A 15,686-nucleotide genomic window follows, 5' to 3' on the forward strand; every position below is an offset into this window, starting at 1 on the left:
ATCTTGCCGACATTCAATACTATAACATCTGTTTTTTGCTTTGTCAAATTTTTTTATTAAAAAATTTAAAAAAGCCCATTTTTGGGCTTTTGTTATAGTTTGTAATGATGTTTTATTATTTTTAGGTTTTCTTTTATTTCCTCTGTTAGGTCATCATAGGTTAGTAGCTCTTCAATGTCTTCCTTGGCTTTTTCTGTGTTTCCTACTACCAGATTTATTTGTATCTTGTTGTAGGTCATTCTGGGATCTTGAGGATATTTTTTTAGTCCCTCTCCTATGACTTTTAATGCTTCAAACTCGTTTTTATTTAGGTATAGGCTTATAGCATAGTCATTATAAAGTTCTCTAAAGTCTGCATTTAATTCAAGAGATTGTTCAAATGCCATGATCGAATTTTCATAGTTGCCAAGATTTTGATAGGCCACTCCTAAATAGTAATAGGCGTCTGCTCTTTTTGTTTTTGATAAAAGTTTGGTTAAGGTTCTTACAGCTTCATTATAATTGCTTTTTCCTATATAATATAGGGCTTGTTCAATTTCTGCATTATCATCTATTGATATTAGCTTATTTCTTATATCATTTTTCGCTATTTCATCATCTGTCAGTCTTAATGCATTGTTATAGTAAGACCTTGCTTTGATGTATTCGCCTAGGTTTGAGTATATATTTCCAAGTTCGTAGTAAGATAATTTAAATTTTTCATCATTCTTTAGGATTTCTTGGAGTATCCTTAGGGCTTCCTTTACAAAGTCATTTTGATATTGGCCATCATCTTCATAGGCTAAGGGCCAAAGTAGTCTGGCGTATAAATAGGCGTTGTATTTATTTGCTGAATCTAAAATATAACCAGCTCTTGCTAGTAAGAGTGCCTTAGTTTTATCACTTTCTTCGCAGTATACAGACTTATTTGCTGTGTAATCACCTATATTTTTCAAATATTTTTTGAGTACTTTTTCATATTCTTTTCTATATAAAAAGTTCGGATCAATTGCTAAGTTTATTAGCATGGCTTCTAGAATAATTTCTAAATTTATCTCATTTTTAAAGTCACCTGTCTTGATTCCTTCTTTCATATCTTCCACATATATAGGTAGGGATATGCCTTTGAGTTCCTCGTTCAGACTATCTTCCCTTAGCTCAATATAAGCAAGCCTATCAGTGTATTTTATGAAATAACCATCTAAGCTACCCATTAGCACCACCCCATGAATTTTCTTTGCCTGTAGGAATGTTTATTTAGATGTTTAAATAAGATTCCCCTAAAGAGCATGAAACCAGTATGGACAAGGGCAATTATTAGACAAGCTATTATTTTTTCCCTTCCCATTGGTTGGCCTATGGCAAATTTCAAACTTAGATAAAACTCCACTCCAATGAAAATCAAACTATAAAGTCCGTAGTGAAGCGGATTATTTTTTACAAAGTTTACTGATTCAATGATTGCATTTACACCACTTCTACCATTTAGATATATTTGTTCATATATTGATGATAGAAGAATTTGTATAAGAACAACAACAAAAATCCTCGCTTGGACTGGGAAATTTACCAAAAGTAGGTTGGTAAACATCTCTAATAGGTAAACCCAAAACATGGTTTCTATCATTGGTCCAAAAAAATTCCCCACCGAATTTTCAAGAGAAGATTTGCCAGTATTTCCGAATTTTACAACAGATACCAAGCTTTGAACAACAAAACAAGATATGATTACCCCGATAAAATAATTAATAATGCCACCTATGGTGCCAGCGATGACACCAAGGTTGAATTCATTATTTTCAAAAATTGTATTTATGAGGACGAAGATAAAGACCATATAAGACTTGTTAATCTTTTTTATAGTTTCCTTGAAAGCTATTTTAGATACACCTAAGAAGTCTTTAAATTTGTTCATTTACATCTTCTCCACAGTTTTTATTCCTAATAGTCCTAGTCCTGTTTTTATTACTACTGATGTTGCGTAGGCAAGAGCTAATCTTTCTTCCTTTAATTTTTCGTCTTCTACCATAATCTTAGAAGAATTGTAGAATTTATTAAAACTCTTTGCTATATCTGTTAGGTGTCTAGTAACTAAGGATGGCTCGTATTTTTCTTTAGCCTTTACAACTACATCTTCAAAACCAGCTAGCTTTTTAACAAGGCTAAATTCTTCATCACTGGTTATTTTTTCAATTGCCAATGGTTTGATTTCACCTAGCCCTGCTTTTCTTAGGACAGATTTTGCTCTAGCATAGGTGTATTGAACATAAGGGCCTGTTTCCCCGTCAAAGTTTAGGACTTCATCCCAATCAAAAACATAGTCTTTTATCCTGTTGTTATATAATTCTTGGAATTTAACGGCGCCGATACCAACTATTCTTGATACCTCGCCAATATCATCTACTGTGTCCTCACGATTTTCCATGATTTCACGAGTTTTTTCAATTGCCTTATTTAACACATCTTCAAGAAATACTACCTGGCCCTTCCTTGTAGATAGGGTTTGGTCTTTTAGACTTACCATACCGAAGGAGATGTGCTTGCATCCTTTATAGAGGTCGTAGCCCATTAGTTCAAGTATTCTCCATAGTTGTTGGAAGTGGAGATTTTGTTGGGTAGCTACAACATAGAGGTTTTCGTCAAAATTGTATTCTTTTTTCCTATTTATGGCTGTAGCTATATCTCTTGTGATATAGGCAGATGAGCCGTTTGATTTTATTATTATTGATGGTGGTAGGTCAAATTGAGCAAGGTCTATAATTTGTGCCCCATCAGATTCTACTAGGAGTTTTTTTTCTTTTAATTCCTCTAAAATCTCTGGCATATATTTTGAATAATAGGCTTCACCCTTGTAATTATCAAATTCTATATCAAGAAGTTTATAAACCCTGTCAAATTCATTGAAGGAAATTTCCTTAAACCAAGACCAAAGTCTAGTTGCTTCTTCTTCGCCTTCCTCTAGATTTTTAAATTCCTTACGAGCTACTTCCATCATTTCTTCATTCTCACTTGCTTCAGTATTATATCTTACATAAAGATTTAAAAGCTCTTTGATTGGATTGGCATTTAATTTCTCATCATCACCCCAAAGTTTGTAGGCTGCAATCATGGTTCCAAACTGAGTGCCATAGTCACCGATATAGTTGGTAGCTATTGTATTGTAACCTAAAAATTCGTGGATATTTCTTAGAGCATCACCGATTACGGTTGATCTTATGTGACCAATATGGAATGGTTTAGCTATATTTACAGAAGAAAATTCTACTATGGCAGTTTTGCCCTTGCCCATGTCGGATTTGCCGTAATTTTCTTTTTTGTCAATAATTGCGTTTATAACGTCATTTTCAAATTTTTTCCTATCTAAGAAAAAGTTTATATAAGGTCCAACATTTTTTATTTCAGAAAAATCATCAATGACCAAAGTAGAAGCCAATTCTGCTGCTATTTGAGCTGGATTTTTTCTTAATGTTTTTGCTAGTTGAAAGCATGGGAAAGAATAATCCCCCATGTTTTCTTGAGGTGGAATTTCAATAAGCTGGTATATATCTTCACTTGATATACCTATACCTTGGCTGTCTAATTTTTTAGCAATAATTTCTTTATAATCTTTCATTTTTCCTCCTTAGGAAAACTTAACAATGGTAACTCCGTAACCACCTTCTTCATCATCTCCAAACCTGTAAGATTTAACTCTCTTATCGGTTTTTAAATTTTCACTTACACCCTTAATTAAGGCGCCAGTGCCCTTACCGTGGATGATTTTTGCTTGGTCAAGTCCTGCGAGCATAGCATCGTCTAGATATTTATCAAGATTTCTCATGGCTTCGTCATATCTTTGCCCTCTTAAATCTAAGCTTGCAGAAATATTCATAGCCTTTTTTACACTATACACCTTCTTGATGTTTTTCTCAGTTTGGTTCACGCCTTCAATTTTCTTTACATTCTTGATATTTGAATCCATCTTAAGGATTCCCATCTGAACTTTTATGTTGCCCTTTGAATCTGGCCCTTCTATTACTTCTGCCTTTTCATTTAAGCCTGCAACTATGATCATATCTCCAACTTTCAACTCATCTGGTGCATCCTTTGCCCTCGTTTGCCCAAACCTGTCTTCTTCTCTTTCTATATAAGAATCCTTAAATTTATTCCTAATCTTATTTAAGGACCTATCAATGTCGCGAGTGTTGGCGTTTTTAGACCTCTTAGCTTCTTTAAGCATAGCTTGGCTTTCCTTGTTGGCCTTATCGAGAATTTCATTCGCTCTCTCTTCTGCCTTTTTTATAATTTCCGCTTTAGCCTCATCTATTTCCTTGGACTTATTCCTTAGTTTGTCCTTGATAGACTGGATTTCTCGCCTATAAGCTTCAATTTCCTTATTTTTGGCTTCCATCTGATACTTGTCATCTTCGATTTGCTCTAAGATTTTATTGAAATTTTTAGTATCGTCACTAATTAAGTCTTTGGCTTTTTTCAAAATTTCTTCTGACAAACCGAGTCTTTTAGAAATTTCGAAGGCATTTGACTTACCAGGTGTGCCTATCTCTAGCTTGTAAGTTGGGGAAAGAGTGTTGACATTAAACTCAACAGATGCATTCATCACCCTATTATTTTCCATAGCATAATATTTTAGCTCGCTATAATGGGTTGTAGCAAAGGTCATCACCTCCTTCTCAGTCAAATGAGATAGAATTGAAATCGCAAGAGCTGCTCCTTCTATAGGATCAGTTCCCGATCCAATTTCATCAAGCAAAACTAAAGAATTACTAGTCACCCTGTTTAAGATATCAACGATATTGGTTAGAGATGCAGAAAAAGTCGAAAGGCTCATTTCAATTGACTGCTTATCACCTATGTCTAAAAATACATCATCAAAAACATTTACAGTAGATCCTTCATCTGCTGGTATGAAAAGAGCAGTCTGAGCCATAAGGGTAATAAGTCCTACAGTTTTTAAGGAAACTGTCTTGCCACCTGTGTTGGGTCCTGTGATGATTAAAGTTGTGTAATCGCCTCCAATCGCCACATCTATTGGCACAACCTTACCTGGCAATAGTGGGTGGATGGCTGACTTTATATTAATAATTTTTTGCTGGTTGAGTTTTGGCAGAGAATAGTCATTTTCAAGGCCAAATTTCGCCTTAGCTTGGAGAAAATCAATCCTTGCTATTATTTTTTGGTTTTCTAAGATTTCTACATCAAATTTTTGTGCCAGCCTTGATAACCTATCAAGAATCCTTCTAATCTCGGCATCTTCTTTTAATTCCAAGTCCTTGTATTGGTTGTTTAACTCAACTATGGCTGAGGGTTCGATAAATAAAGTATTCCCTGAGGCAGACTTGTCGTGGACAATACCGTTTATCACTGAGCGCTTGTTAGTTTTTATCGGCACAACATACCTGCCGTCTCTTACAGAAACTACCTTGTCTTGGAGGGCATCCTCATATTTTGAAGAAGTCACGTAGGAATTAAGTTTATTTTTGATTTCTTCTTCCTTACGTCTAAGGCTCCTTCTGATTGCCAAAAGTTCCCTTGAGGCATTATCAGCAATATCTTCTTCATTTAAAATCGACCTATCAATTTCTTCTTTAAGAAAATCATTGGTAGTAATCCTGTCAAAAAGATCTGCAATATAAGAATCGTCAATATTTTTGCTATAGTCTTTTAAATATTCTGAAACTCTTAAGAGACCTAAAATTTTCAAAAGATCGGAAGGCTCGAGAATCCCGTTTCTCCTGATATAGCCAACAATCTCTTTAAAATCATAAAGCCCAAATATATCAATGTTGCCATTTCTAGCAATAACCTTAGCCATGGCCCCTGTTTTTTCCAGTTCATCTTCCAAATAACCTACATCTGTGGATGGCTTTAGGTCTAAGATTTGTTTTTTGACCAGGCTCGAGCGTGCCATTTTTGAAAGCTTTTCTAATATTTTATTGTATTCTAAAACTTCTAGGCTTTTTGCCTGCATTAAATAACTCCTCTTTCGTAATTTAGCTTATCTTTATAAGATTTTTTTTGATAAATCCTTAGGTCCTCATCGGAAAAAACCGAAACTAACCTTGAAACATTCTCATTAAATAGCTTTTCATCAAAGCCAGCTGGATATGCCGGGTAAATTTTTGTTAAGGAATTTCTTCTAACAAGTTTCATCCTATCTCCATTTACAGATACGAATTCACTTTCCCTAAATTTACAAGTTTCACATCCCTTAAGCCCACAATTTTTGATGGTTGAAAAAGGACAATGGACCATATTCATTAGTTCAATCCTTCCGAAACTTAGGGCTTCAACTTCGTATCTATCCGAATTTTCATTTATATTTTCAAGCGTATTTTCAACTGAAGACTCGATTTTTTCTGCAAAGGTAGAGTAAAAATCAAAGGCATAGGAATTCATTACATTTAAGTACCTGCCAATCCTAATTTTTATACCAGCATTTTTAAAATCATCTATAAAGTCTAAGTCCCTATAATTATTAAAAATCACTCCCTTAATTTCATTGATCTTCAGATAGGCAATCAAGTCCTTAATTTCATAATCCATATGACTATCAAGGTTTAAATACAAATCGAAACCCCTATATTTTATGTCGTAGTCTTTTATGTAGACCTTATCAAAACCTCGAAGAAGGTCCGGATTGATATTATTAGTCATAAGTTCAATATTTTTCTCTGAACTTTTTGCGCTTGGGTCAGCAAGCTTTGGTTTGACGATTTTTACAGGTTTTCTTTTGTATTTACCAGCAATTTTTTCTTTCAATAGGTTAATAGCATCTCGCCTTAATTTGTTTATAGTTTTTTTGCTTAGGAAAATCCCCTCATCAATTTTTATTTCAATGTCAACTGGCTTAAAAATTTCATCTTTAAACCTATCAAGATTATCCCTAATGCTAAGCTCATCAAGTGAAACCTTTAAAGCAGGCTCTATTGGATTTTCGTCATAAGCTGAGGCTTCTATATCTTTGTAGGTTATTTTTAGCCTTGGCTTTTGCCAAATTCTTCCCTCAAAGTAAAGGTTAACTGGTAAAGATTTATAAGAAGCTAGACCATTTTCCAAATCATCTTTGATATTTTCTGCGTTTAGCATGAGGATTTGAGAATTTATTTTTGCGTCCCTATACTTATCTAAAAAAATTAACTCACCTTTTTTGAAATCTTTAGTCAAAGTTAAAGGCAACTTCTTGCACCTGTCTGTTATAACTTCAAGATTATCTCCCTTGTGAAGGTCAGAATTGGCTCTAAAGGCTTTTTTGTTGTCAATTAACTCAACAATCCCAACAGTCCTATGTTTAGTATCGCCTTCTTTTATAATATAGTCTCTTTTTTGACCGAAAATGAAACCCTTAGTATAGCCCCTATTTGAAATATCTCTGAGTTTTTCTCTGTCATAAAAATTAGCATTCACTTTTTTCTTATAGGCTACAACTGAGTTATAAACATATTCGGCACTCTTCATCCTGCCTTCTATTTTTAGGCAGTCAATACCGAGATTTATAAGCTCGTCAAGATTATCGATGACATTTAAGTCCTTCATATTTAGGTAATAATCATCACCATAAATTTTCCCATCATTAATCAATTGATATTTTTGCCTACAAGGTCCAGCACACCTGCCCCTATTGGCAGACCTTCCACCGAAATAGGAACTCATCAAACATTCCCCAGAATAAGAAACGCAAAGTGACCCATGGACAAAAACTTCCTTTTCACAAGGAAATTTGGCTATTTTTCTTATTTCTTCTATTGGTGTCTCACGTGCGATGACAATTCTTTTAAAACCTAAGTCCATAAGAGCCTTAGCCCCATGATAATCTCTTACTGCCATCTGGGTGGAAGCGTGGAAGTCAAGGCCTGGCATTTGGTCCTTGACAATAGAATAAAAACCCATATCCTGGATCAAAATCCCATCTACTCCATACTTGTAAAGCCTTTCTAAATAGGAAATAGCCTTGTCTATTTCAGAATCTTTGATTAGGGTATTCATAGTTATAAAAACTTTCCTATCAAAATAATGGATATAAGCTATGACTTCCTCAATATTATCGAGGGTGAAATTTTCCGCATAGGCTCTAGCGCCGAAATCATCAAGGGCCAGATAAAAAGCATCTGCCCCTGCAGCGATTCCCGCATAAAGCATATCCATATTGCCCACTGGAGCTAGAATTTCAGGATTATTCATCAATTTTTCCCTTCAAAATTTCATTCTCCTTAGTTAGATCCATAACTTGTTTTTGGAGGGCCTTGATTTTTTCCCTTAGTTTATTGGCATCATTTTCTGCTTTTGAAAGATTTAAAATCTCTGCATCCTTTTCTTGGAGGAGAATTTTTAAATCCTTAAGCTCTGCCTTCTTATCTTCAAGGTCTTCTTTATAAGTCCCATACTCGCTTTTAAAAGTTTCTAACTCATTTTTTACAGCCGGATAAGCTTCTATAGCTTCTTTGTTTTCCTCGCAATATTCTTTGAAAGATTCCTTATCTTTAAAATATTCGTCAGCTATATTTAGGCTTGCCAAAATTAGCTGCCTATCAAAAGTGAGCTTATCAGATTTCACATCTTTAATCTTGCCGTCAACATAAGCTGCTATTTTTTCTATACTCTCTTTTGATTCTTTGCTAACAAGAGGATATTTCACACCGTCAATTTTAACTTCAAGTCTAATTTCGCTCACTTTTATCTCCTATCCACGTAATACTATGTTTTTCGCCTTTAATTCTTCAAGGATACTAGCTTCTACTCCCTTGATATCTTCTTCTTTTAGGGTCCTATCAGCTTTTCTATACCAAACCCTGTAAGAAAGTGATTTTTGATCGCAAGCTATGCCCTTACCTGTATAGATGTCAAATAATTCTATCTTATAAAGGAGGTCGCCAGCCTTTGCCTTTATTATTTCTTCAATAAAAGCTGATTCTAAATCCCTATCTGCTACAAAAGAATAATCACGTTCTATAGCAGGGAATTTCGGAATTTGCTTGTATTTTTTATCGGTAATTCTAAATTCTGCAATCTTGCTTAAATTAATTTCTAAGATGATTGCTCCCTTGTTTATATTATACTCTTCACGAACTTCATAAGAAATCTCACCTATCACACCGATTTTTTCGCCAGCAAAATAGATATCTGCGCACCTGCCTGCGTGGAAGGCGTATAGATTTTCATTAGCCTTATAAGAAAAACCAGTAAAACCTGTATTTCTCATTGCTTCTGTGAAGAAATCCTTCATATCATAGAAGGAATAATCGCCATAGAGTCCCATGGTTAGGGTGAGATTTTCTTTTGGAAGCTGGTCTGTTGTTTTCTCAAAAGTCCTGTCTAGTTCGAAAAATCTCATGTCTTTTTGACCGTACTTGATATTTTTTGCTATAACATCAAGCATATTAGCAATTTGAGTTGTCCTCATTACAGAGAAATCTTCGCCAAGTGGATTTATCAAACTGATATAGTCCCTAAGTTTCGAATCTTTAGCAATGCCAAGCCTGTCATATTCTCTTGGTGAGATGAAAGAGTAGGTGGCAAGTTCAGAGAATTTTTGGCCAACAAGTTTAGCCTTAAGATCATCTTTTAGAAGTCTTAATGGAGATCTTTCGCCCTTCTTAAGTGAAGATACAAGTGGCTTTGATTCGATCTTACCCATACCGTAAAGCCTTACCACTTCTTCTATTAGGTCTGCTTCTATCCCTATGTCATTTCTAAAATATGGGGCCTTTACCTCAAGAGTATCTTCGTCTATATCCGTAACTTCAAATTCCAAAAGCTCTAGGTTTCTGATTGCTTCTTCCTTGGTAAAATCTACACCTGTTAGCATATTAAGTCTTGATATTCTAAGCTTAACGATAGGATTATTGGTTTCTTTTTGGCCCTCATCATAAGAGTTTCCTACAATTTCGCCAATCTTTAGATCTTCTATGAGTTTCATAACCCTTTTTGAAGCAACATCTGCCATTTCAATAGCAACACCCTTTTCAAATCTTGAGCTTGCTTCACTTCTTAGGTTTAATTTCTTAGAAGTATCTCTAATATTATCAGCATCAAAACTTGCAGCTTCTAGGAGGATATTTGTAGTTTCATCTGTTATTTCAGAATCAAAACCTCCCATTATACCTGCTATACCAATAGCTTCCTTGCCATCAGCTATAACTAGCATTGAAGGAGTAAGTTTTCTTTCTGTGTCATCAAGGGTCTTGATAACTTCGCCCTCTTTTGCATCTCTAACTATAATTTTTTTATCAGCTAGCTTGTCAAGATCATAGGCATGAAGTGGTTGACCAGTTTCAAGCATTACAAAATTTGTTATATCTACTATATTATTTATAGGTCTAATTCCTGCAAGCATTAGGCAATTTTGTAGCCATTGAGGAGATTTACCAATTTTTACATTTTTTACAACCCTAGCTGTGTATCTTAGACAAGAATCACTTTCTATACTAATTCCATTTGCATAGGCTTTTATATCTTCGCCGTTATCCTTATAAGCTAGGCTAGGATAGGTGATTTTTTCGCCAAAACTTGCTGCTGTTTCTCTTGCCATACCCATGATAGATAGACAGTCAGACCTGTTTGGAGTAATTTCGTATTCTATAACAGGCGTATTTGAAAAAAGAACTTCAGAAGCTGGTGTACCTGGTTTGAATTCTCCAGCTAGGACAATTACTCCTTCTCTTAATTCTTTAGGAATTACAGAATCATCATAACCAAGCTCAGAGTAAGCAGTGAGCATACCTTGAGATATAATACCAAAAAAGTCGTGGTCTTCGATTACCATCCCATTATCTAGCTTGGTGCCAGATGTGATTACTGGTAGGTAATCTCCCTCTTTGGTATTTTTTGCATTAGTTATTATTGTAATTGGTGCATCTTTTCCCACGTCAATTGTTAAAACCCTTAGCCTATCAGCATCTGGGTGGTCTTTTTGTTCTAGGACATGGCCTACAACTATGCCCTCTAAGCCGGAAGTATGAATTTCAACTTCTTCTACGTGAGATCCAGTTTCAGAAAGCCTATCTGTGATAGTTTTTAAATCTTTATCTATATCTATATATTCTTTTTGCCAAATTAAAGGTACTAACATACTTCCTCCTAAAACTGTTCTATAAATCTCTTGTCATTATCGTAAAGTAGTCTGATGTCATCAAGGCCATATTTAACCATAGCAATCCTGTCAACTCCAAGACCAAAGGCAAAACCTGTGTACTTTTCGCTATCAATTCCACAAGCTTCAAGGACATTAGGATGAACCATACCACCACCTAATAATTCCATAGACCAGCCAGTATTACCACAAGCTGGGCAACCTTCTCCCATACATACTGGGCAAGTTACATCCACTTCTAGGGATGGCTCGGTAAATGGGAAGTGGTGAGGTCTATATCTTAAGCTCATCTTATCGCCAAACATTTCTTTAATAAAGGTCTCAAGGGTAGCTTTTAGATTTGCAATTGACACATTTTCATCCACAACTAAGCACTCTAATTGGTGGAACATTGGTGAATGGGTTGAGTCAACTTCATCATTTCTAAAAACTCTTCCGGCAGATACCATCTTAATTGGAAGTTTGCCTTCATTCATCACCCTAATTTGCATACTAGAAGTGTGAGGTCTTAATAAAACTTCATCGTTGATATAGAAAGTGTCAGATGTAGACCTAGCTGGGTGGTTTTTGGGACTGTTTAGGTCATCAAAAACATATTTAACTGTGTCAACTTCTGGGCCTGCAACAACGTCAAAGCCCATATTTTGGAAAATTGTTTCAAGCTCTTCCATAGTTTGGTTGATAACAGCAAGATGACCTGAATCATACTTGTCAAAATGAGCTGTCACATCTATTTTTTCTTCTTTTATCTTTTCTTTTAGAAGTTCTTTTTTAATATTTTCGTTTTTATCTGCAAGAAGGCTTTCGATTTCCTTGCTAGTTTGGTTTATTAGTTTTCCTGCGCTAGGTTTTTCTTCATTAGGTAAGTTAGCTATTGACTTTTTAAGGTCGGTTATAGTTCCCTTTTTACCTAAAAATTTTATCCTAAGATCTTCTAGGACCTCTAAGCTATTTGCTTTTTCGATTTCACTCTTAGCTGTTTCTAGGGCCAGTTTTAAATTCTCTTCCATTTTTCCTCCAAATAAAAAAATCCGTCCTCTACAAAGGACAGATATAGCTCTGCGGTACCACCTTAATTGATTTATAAATAAATCCGCTCATTACTTTAACGAAAAGTTTACGTATCGACTACTTAATTCATCTCAAAGTTCATCGGTGAATAACCCTAATCGTGACTTAAAAGGCTCTCAACATCCCTTTCTTGCTGTATAAGAATAATTAAAGTCTTTCCGAATCATCACATAAGTCTATTCATAATTATGCTCGCAGCTATGGCTGCATTTAAAGATTCGATTTCGCCTTCCATAGGAATTTTTATAAATTCATCAGTGATTTCTCTCATTTCCTGACTAAGGCCATTTGCCTCATTTCCTATAGCGATAATTATTTTAGAATCTTTCTTATAATTTCTAATATCTAGCCCATCCATATCAGCTGATAGGATTCTGTAGCAAGATTTTAGCTTTTTTATATCATCATAGGTCTTATTTAAAATATTTAGCCTAAAGATTGATCCCATAGATGCCCTGAGAGTTTTCTCATTGTAGACATCGGCTGTCCCTGGCATTAAAATCACATCTTTGAAACCAAAAGCTTCTGCTGAGCGAATCATAGTGCCAAGATTTCCTGGATCATTTGTTCCATCCAAGAGCAAAATCTTAGATGATGAAATTTCCACAGGATCTTTCTTCTTTATGACAGCCCCAATCCCGTCAGGACTTGTCATTGATGATATTTTGGTAAAAAGGCTTTCGCAAAAGATTAAAGTCTTATGACTTGTTTCATAACTAACGCCTTCTTTTAAAAAAATAAAATCCACCTTAGCAGATGAAGCTATTGCCTCATCTACTAATTTTTTAGATTCTATAATAAATGAATTTTCTTTATCTCGATACTTTTTCATTTTAAGCTTGTTTAAGAACTTAAAATTTTGATTTGATACCGATTCTATTATCATTAAGCTTCTTTTTTAGCTGCTTCTACTAATTTTGCAAATTCTTCTGGGCTATTTACTGCAAGTTCAGCTAACATCTTTCTATTGATATCGATGTTTGCTTTTTTAAGACCACCCATAAGTTTTGAGTAGCTTGTACCATTAAGTCTTGCTGCTGCATTGATTCTTGCAATCCAAAGTTTTCTAAAGTCTCTTTTTCTATGTTTTCTACCAATATAAGCATAAGATAGAGATTTCATTACAGCTTGGTTAGCTGTTCTAAATAGAAGGCTTTTGGAACCGTAATAACCCTTTGCTTGTTTTAATACTTTTTTATGTCTTTTTTTTGCGTTAACTGCTCTTTTAATTCTTGCCATCTATATCCTCCTATGCACCAATTAGTTTCTTAACGTTTTTGTATACAGTTTGTGAAACTTCTGCTGGTTTTCTTAATCTTCTTTTTCTGTTTGGTGATTTTTTAGCTGTTAAGTGTCCCTTGTAAGCTTTTCTTCTCATGATTTTGCCAGAGCCTGTTACTTTGAATCTCTTAGCAGCTGCTCTTTTAGTTTTAATCTTATTTTTTGCCATCTTATTCTCCTTTTTCATCATTTGGTTCTAGAAACATAACAAGAGATCTGCCTTCCATCTTAGGCTTTTTTTCAATCTTGCCACAGCCATCTAGCATACCGTTGAACTTATCCATCAATTCGTAGCCAGGTTCTTTTCTACCAAGTTCCCTACCACGGAATCTTATAGATACTTTGACTTTATCCCCGTTGTTTAAGAATTTTTTAGTTTGATTTGCCTTGGTTTGTAAGTCATTATCTTCGATATTTAAAGAAAATCTTGTCTCTTTTAATTGAGCATTCTTTTGTTTTTTCTTATTCTCTTTTTCCTTTTTCTCTTGATCATATTTGAACTTACCATAGTCCATTATCCTTGTTACAGGTGGTTTTGCGTTTGGACTCATAAGTACCAGGTCAAGATTTCTATCATCAGCCATATCTTGGGCTTCTTTTAGAGAAGTGATACCAACTTGGTTACCTTGCTCATCTATTAGTCTTACCTGACTAGCTCTAATTTCATCGTTGATTCTTAAATCTTTTATAGTTATACCTCCAATGTATTGTATAAAAAAAGCGGGCACAAAGTACCCACAAATAATCTATCAAAATAAATCTTATTAACCTAAAAGCTTATGCCGGTAGGTGAGTTTGGGTACTTCTTTGTTGTTTACATGTATGATAATACTAGTTTATCCTAATTTTGTCAAATTATTTAAGCTATTTTTTTACCTGATACAAAATCCAATTAATCTAGGATAAAAAATCCAACGCCAACTAGACCAGGTCCAGTATTTGCTCCTAGAGTTGGTGATATTTGTCCTTCCCTATAGATTTGAGCATTTTCTATAATATCTTTTAAGCTTTCCTTTAATTTTTCATGGCCTTCTTTGTAATCGCCCTCAGATATGAAAAAGTAATAGTCTTTTACTCCTTCAAGTTTTTTTCTTATTATCTTTTCTAATTGACTTAGGGTTTTCTTTTCTCCTCTGACGATTTTTTCTATAGCAAATCCACCTTCTGGTGGGACTGTTTTAATAATTGGCTTTACAGACAAAGCATCGCCAATCTTGCCAAAAGTTTTTGGTACCCTGCCACCTTCTACTATGTATTTGAAAGTAGCAATTGTAAAAAATACCTTGGAATCTTCTATTTTTTCTTCGAGTTTTTTTGTTATCTCCTCAAAAGCAAAACCGTCATCTATTAATTTTTTAGCATAGGTTGCAAAAAATCCTTGGGCCAAGGTGAGATTTCCTGTATTGAAGGCATAAACTTCAATCCCTTCAACTTCTGCAAGCTTGCAAGCATTATAGGTGCCAGAAAATTTACTTCCTATATTTATACAAATCACCCTATCATAACCATCATCTCTAATTTTTTCCAAAAGCTCATTGATGTCTCCTGGAGAAGGCATAGATGTCTTTGGTAATTTGTTATTAGTTTTTATCCATTCATAAAAATCTTCAGGACTTATGTCAATCCTATCTTTGAGGAACTTACCATCTAAGTTTACATATAGGGGCAAATAATAAAAACCCTCTTTGCCTATGTAGTCAAGACTTAAATCGCTTCCTGAATCTACTAATATAGCTATCTTTTCCATAACATCTCCTTGTGATCATCTATCACTAATTGGGTATATAATTTTGTAAATAAGGATATTGATAAATAAGAAAGAACCTTATCATGGTGGTCAGAAAAATTGTAAGATATATTTATATTTAAGTTTTCATCACTTGTTAAAATATCTTTTCTGGCTTGGTTAAATATCCTTTCGAAATTTTCGTAAACGTCTTGTAGACCAAAAGTTGACATTTCTATATCAATCCCCTTGGCCACATCTTCTATAGTAATCACCTGCTTAAAAATAGATATTACTATTAGCTGGGCTATGGCTGGTCTAAAATACTTTTTATTCTTAGGTTTCTCTATGTAGCCCAGTTTGACATAATTATTTACCATAGAAGGGCTGATCACATTCTCATCTACAACATAAAGTGGTTTTAAAACATCTTTAAGATAGGTTAGTAACTCTTCCTTATAAATGCCTTCGTCAGGTAGCTTATCCCAGCTTGGTAAGCTTATATTTTCTAATTCATTAATTTTTCTTATCATATTCTTCCAT

At 34.5% G+C, this 15,686-nt stretch carries 14 protein-coding genes; all 14 read right to left on the reverse strand.

Annotation, left to right across the window (positions count from 1 at the left end; genetic code table 11):
• Positions 1-92 precede the first annotated feature (92 nt).
• The 14 genes from HMPREF0072_RS00005 to HMPREF0072_RS00070 all read right to left on the reverse strand — a co-directional run bounded on the left by HMPREF0072_RS00005 (position 93) and on the right by HMPREF0072_RS00070 (position 15,676).
• Positions 93-1,193 (reverse strand): tetratricopeptide repeat protein, encoded by a 1,101-nt coding sequence (locus HMPREF0072_RS00005; RefSeq protein ID WP_004826501.1) that lies wholly within the window; start codon positions 1,191-1,193, stop codon positions 93-95.
• On the reverse strand, positions 1,193-1,894 hold the full coding sequence (locus tag HMPREF0072_RS00010; protein ID WP_004826504.1) for a hypothetical protein: 702 nt from the start codon (positions 1,892-1,894) through the stop codon (positions 1,193-1,195). The genes HMPREF0072_RS00005 and HMPREF0072_RS00010 overlap by 1 nt, the downstream gene beginning before the upstream one ends.
• On the reverse strand, positions 1,895-3,592 hold the full coding sequence (argS, locus tag HMPREF0072_RS00015; RefSeq protein WP_004826505.1) for an arginine--tRNA ligase: 1,698 nt from the start codon (positions 3,590-3,592) through the stop codon (positions 1,895-1,897).
• 9 nt (positions 3,593-3,601) lie between these two features.
• Positions 3,602-5,947: an endonuclease MutS2 gene (locus HMPREF0072_RS00020; RefSeq protein WP_004826507.1), complete on the reverse strand. Its 2,346-nt coding sequence runs from the start codon at positions 5,945-5,947 to the stop codon at positions 3,602-3,604.
• Entirely contained in the window at positions 5,947-8,157 is a 2,211-nt protein-coding gene (locus HMPREF0072_RS00025) for a peptidase U32 family protein (protein ID WP_004826508.1), read from the reverse strand. Before HMPREF0072_RS00025 ends, HMPREF0072_RS00020 begins: the two co-directional genes overlap by 1 nt.
• Positions 8,150-8,647: a cell division protein ZapA gene (locus tag HMPREF0072_RS00030; RefSeq protein WP_004826511.1), complete on the reverse strand. Its 498-nt coding sequence runs from the start codon at positions 8,645-8,647 to the stop codon at positions 8,150-8,152. The genes HMPREF0072_RS00025 and HMPREF0072_RS00030 overlap by 8 nt, the downstream gene beginning before the upstream one ends.
• A 9-nt stretch (positions 8,648-8,656) precedes the next feature.
• The gene (gene pheT, locus HMPREF0072_RS00035) at positions 8,657-11,044 is read right to left on the reverse strand and encodes a phenylalanine--tRNA ligase subunit beta (RefSeq protein ID WP_004826513.1); all 2,388 of its coding nucleotides are present in this window, start codon (positions 11,042-11,044) and stop codon (positions 8,657-8,659) included.
• Between the two features lie 8 nt (positions 11,045-11,052).
• The gene (gene pheS / locus HMPREF0072_RS00040; RefSeq protein ID WP_004826515.1) at positions 11,053-12,075 is read right to left on the reverse strand and encodes a phenylalanine--tRNA ligase subunit alpha; all 1,023 of its coding nucleotides are present in this window, start codon (positions 12,073-12,075) and stop codon (positions 11,053-11,055) included.
• Positions 12,076-12,302: 227 nt separating this feature from the next.
• Positions 12,303-13,022, reverse strand: coding sequence for a TrmH family RNA methyltransferase (locus HMPREF0072_RS00045; RefSeq protein ID WP_004826517.1), 720 nt, complete (start codon positions 13,020-13,022; stop codon positions 12,303-12,305).
• Complete coding sequence (rplT, locus tag HMPREF0072_RS00050) at positions 13,022-13,375, reverse strand: 50S ribosomal protein L20 (RefSeq protein WP_004826519.1); 354 nt, start codon at positions 13,373-13,375, stop codon at positions 13,022-13,024. Before rplT ends, HMPREF0072_RS00045 begins: the two co-directional genes overlap by 1 nt.
• Positions 13,376-13,385: 10 nt before the next feature.
• Positions 13,386-13,586, reverse strand: a complete 201-nt coding sequence (rpmI, locus tag HMPREF0072_RS00055; RefSeq protein ID WP_037328888.1) for a 50S ribosomal protein L35 — start codon at positions 13,584-13,586, stop codon at positions 13,386-13,388.
• 1 nt (position 13,587) lies between these two features.
• Positions 13,588-14,145, reverse strand: a complete 558-nt coding sequence (gene infC / locus HMPREF0072_RS00060; RefSeq protein WP_004826522.1) for a translation initiation factor IF-3 — start codon at positions 14,143-14,145, stop codon at positions 13,588-13,590.
• Positions 14,146-14,309: 164 nt separating this feature from the next.
• Positions 14,310-15,164, reverse strand: coding sequence for a DegV family protein (locus HMPREF0072_RS00065; RefSeq protein ID WP_004826524.1), 855 nt, complete (start codon positions 15,162-15,164; stop codon positions 14,310-14,312).
• Positions 15,152-15,676 (reverse strand): DUF1836 domain-containing protein, encoded by a 525-nt coding sequence (locus tag HMPREF0072_RS00070; RefSeq protein ID WP_004826526.1) that lies wholly within the window; start codon positions 15,674-15,676, stop codon positions 15,152-15,154. The genes HMPREF0072_RS00065 and HMPREF0072_RS00070 overlap by 13 nt, the downstream gene beginning before the upstream one ends.
• Positions 15,677-15,686 lie beyond the last annotated feature (10 nt).

This window comes from Anaerococcus lactolyticus ATCC 51172, from assembly GCF_000156575.1.
GTDB classification, from domain to species: Bacteria; Bacillota; Clostridia; order Tissierellales; family Peptoniphilaceae; genus Anaerococcus; species Anaerococcus lactolyticus.

What these genes read in the sequence shown, in the direction of transcription:
- pheT (WP_004826513.1), bottom strand. Translation starts at nt 11,044, where the DNA reads ATGTTAGTACCTTTAATTTGGCAAAAAGAATATATAGATATAGATAAA.
- HMPREF0072_RS00020 (WP_004826507.1), bottom strand. Translation starts at nt 5,947, where the DNA reads ATGCAGGCAAAAAGCCTAGAAGTTTTAGAATACAATAAAATATTAGAA.
- HMPREF0072_RS00010 (WP_004826504.1), bottom strand. Translation starts at nt 1,894, where the DNA reads ATGAACAAATTTAAAGACTTCTTAGGTGTATCTAAAATAGCTTTCAAG.
- rplT (WP_004826519.1), bottom strand. Translation starts at nt 13,375, where the DNA reads ATGGCAAGAATTAAAAGAGCAGTTAACGCAAAAAAAAGACATAAAAAA.
- pheS (WP_004826515.1), bottom strand. Translation starts at nt 12,075, where the DNA reads ATGGAAGAGAATTTAAAACTGGCCCTAGAAACAGCTAAGAGTGAAATC.
- rpmI (WP_037328888.1), bottom strand. Translation starts at nt 13,586, where the DNA reads ATGGCAAAAAATAAGATTAAAACTAAAAGAGCAGCTGCTAAGAGATTC.
- HMPREF0072_RS00005 (WP_004826501.1), bottom strand. Translation starts at nt 1,193, where the DNA reads ATGGGTAGCTTAGATGGTTATTTCATAAAATACACTGATAGGCTTGCT.
- HMPREF0072_RS00065 (WP_004826524.1), bottom strand. Translation starts at nt 15,164, where the DNA reads ATGGAAAAGATAGCTATATTAGTAGATTCAGGAAGCGATTTAAGTCTT.
- HMPREF0072_RS00025 (WP_004826508.1), bottom strand. Translation starts at nt 8,157, where the DNA reads ATGAATAATCCTGAAATTCTAGCTCCAGTGGGCAATATGGATATGCTT.
- HMPREF0072_RS00045 (WP_004826517.1), bottom strand. Translation starts at nt 13,022, where the DNA reads ATGATAATAGAATCGGTATCAAATCAAAATTTTAAGTTCTTAAACAAG.
- argS (WP_004826505.1), bottom strand. Translation starts at nt 3,592, where the DNA reads ATGAAAGATTATAAAGAAATTATTGCTAAAAAATTAGACAGCCAAGGT.
- HMPREF0072_RS00070 (WP_004826526.1), bottom strand. Translation starts at nt 15,676, where the DNA reads ATGATAAGAAAAATTAATGAATTAGAAAATATAAGCTTACCAAGCTGG.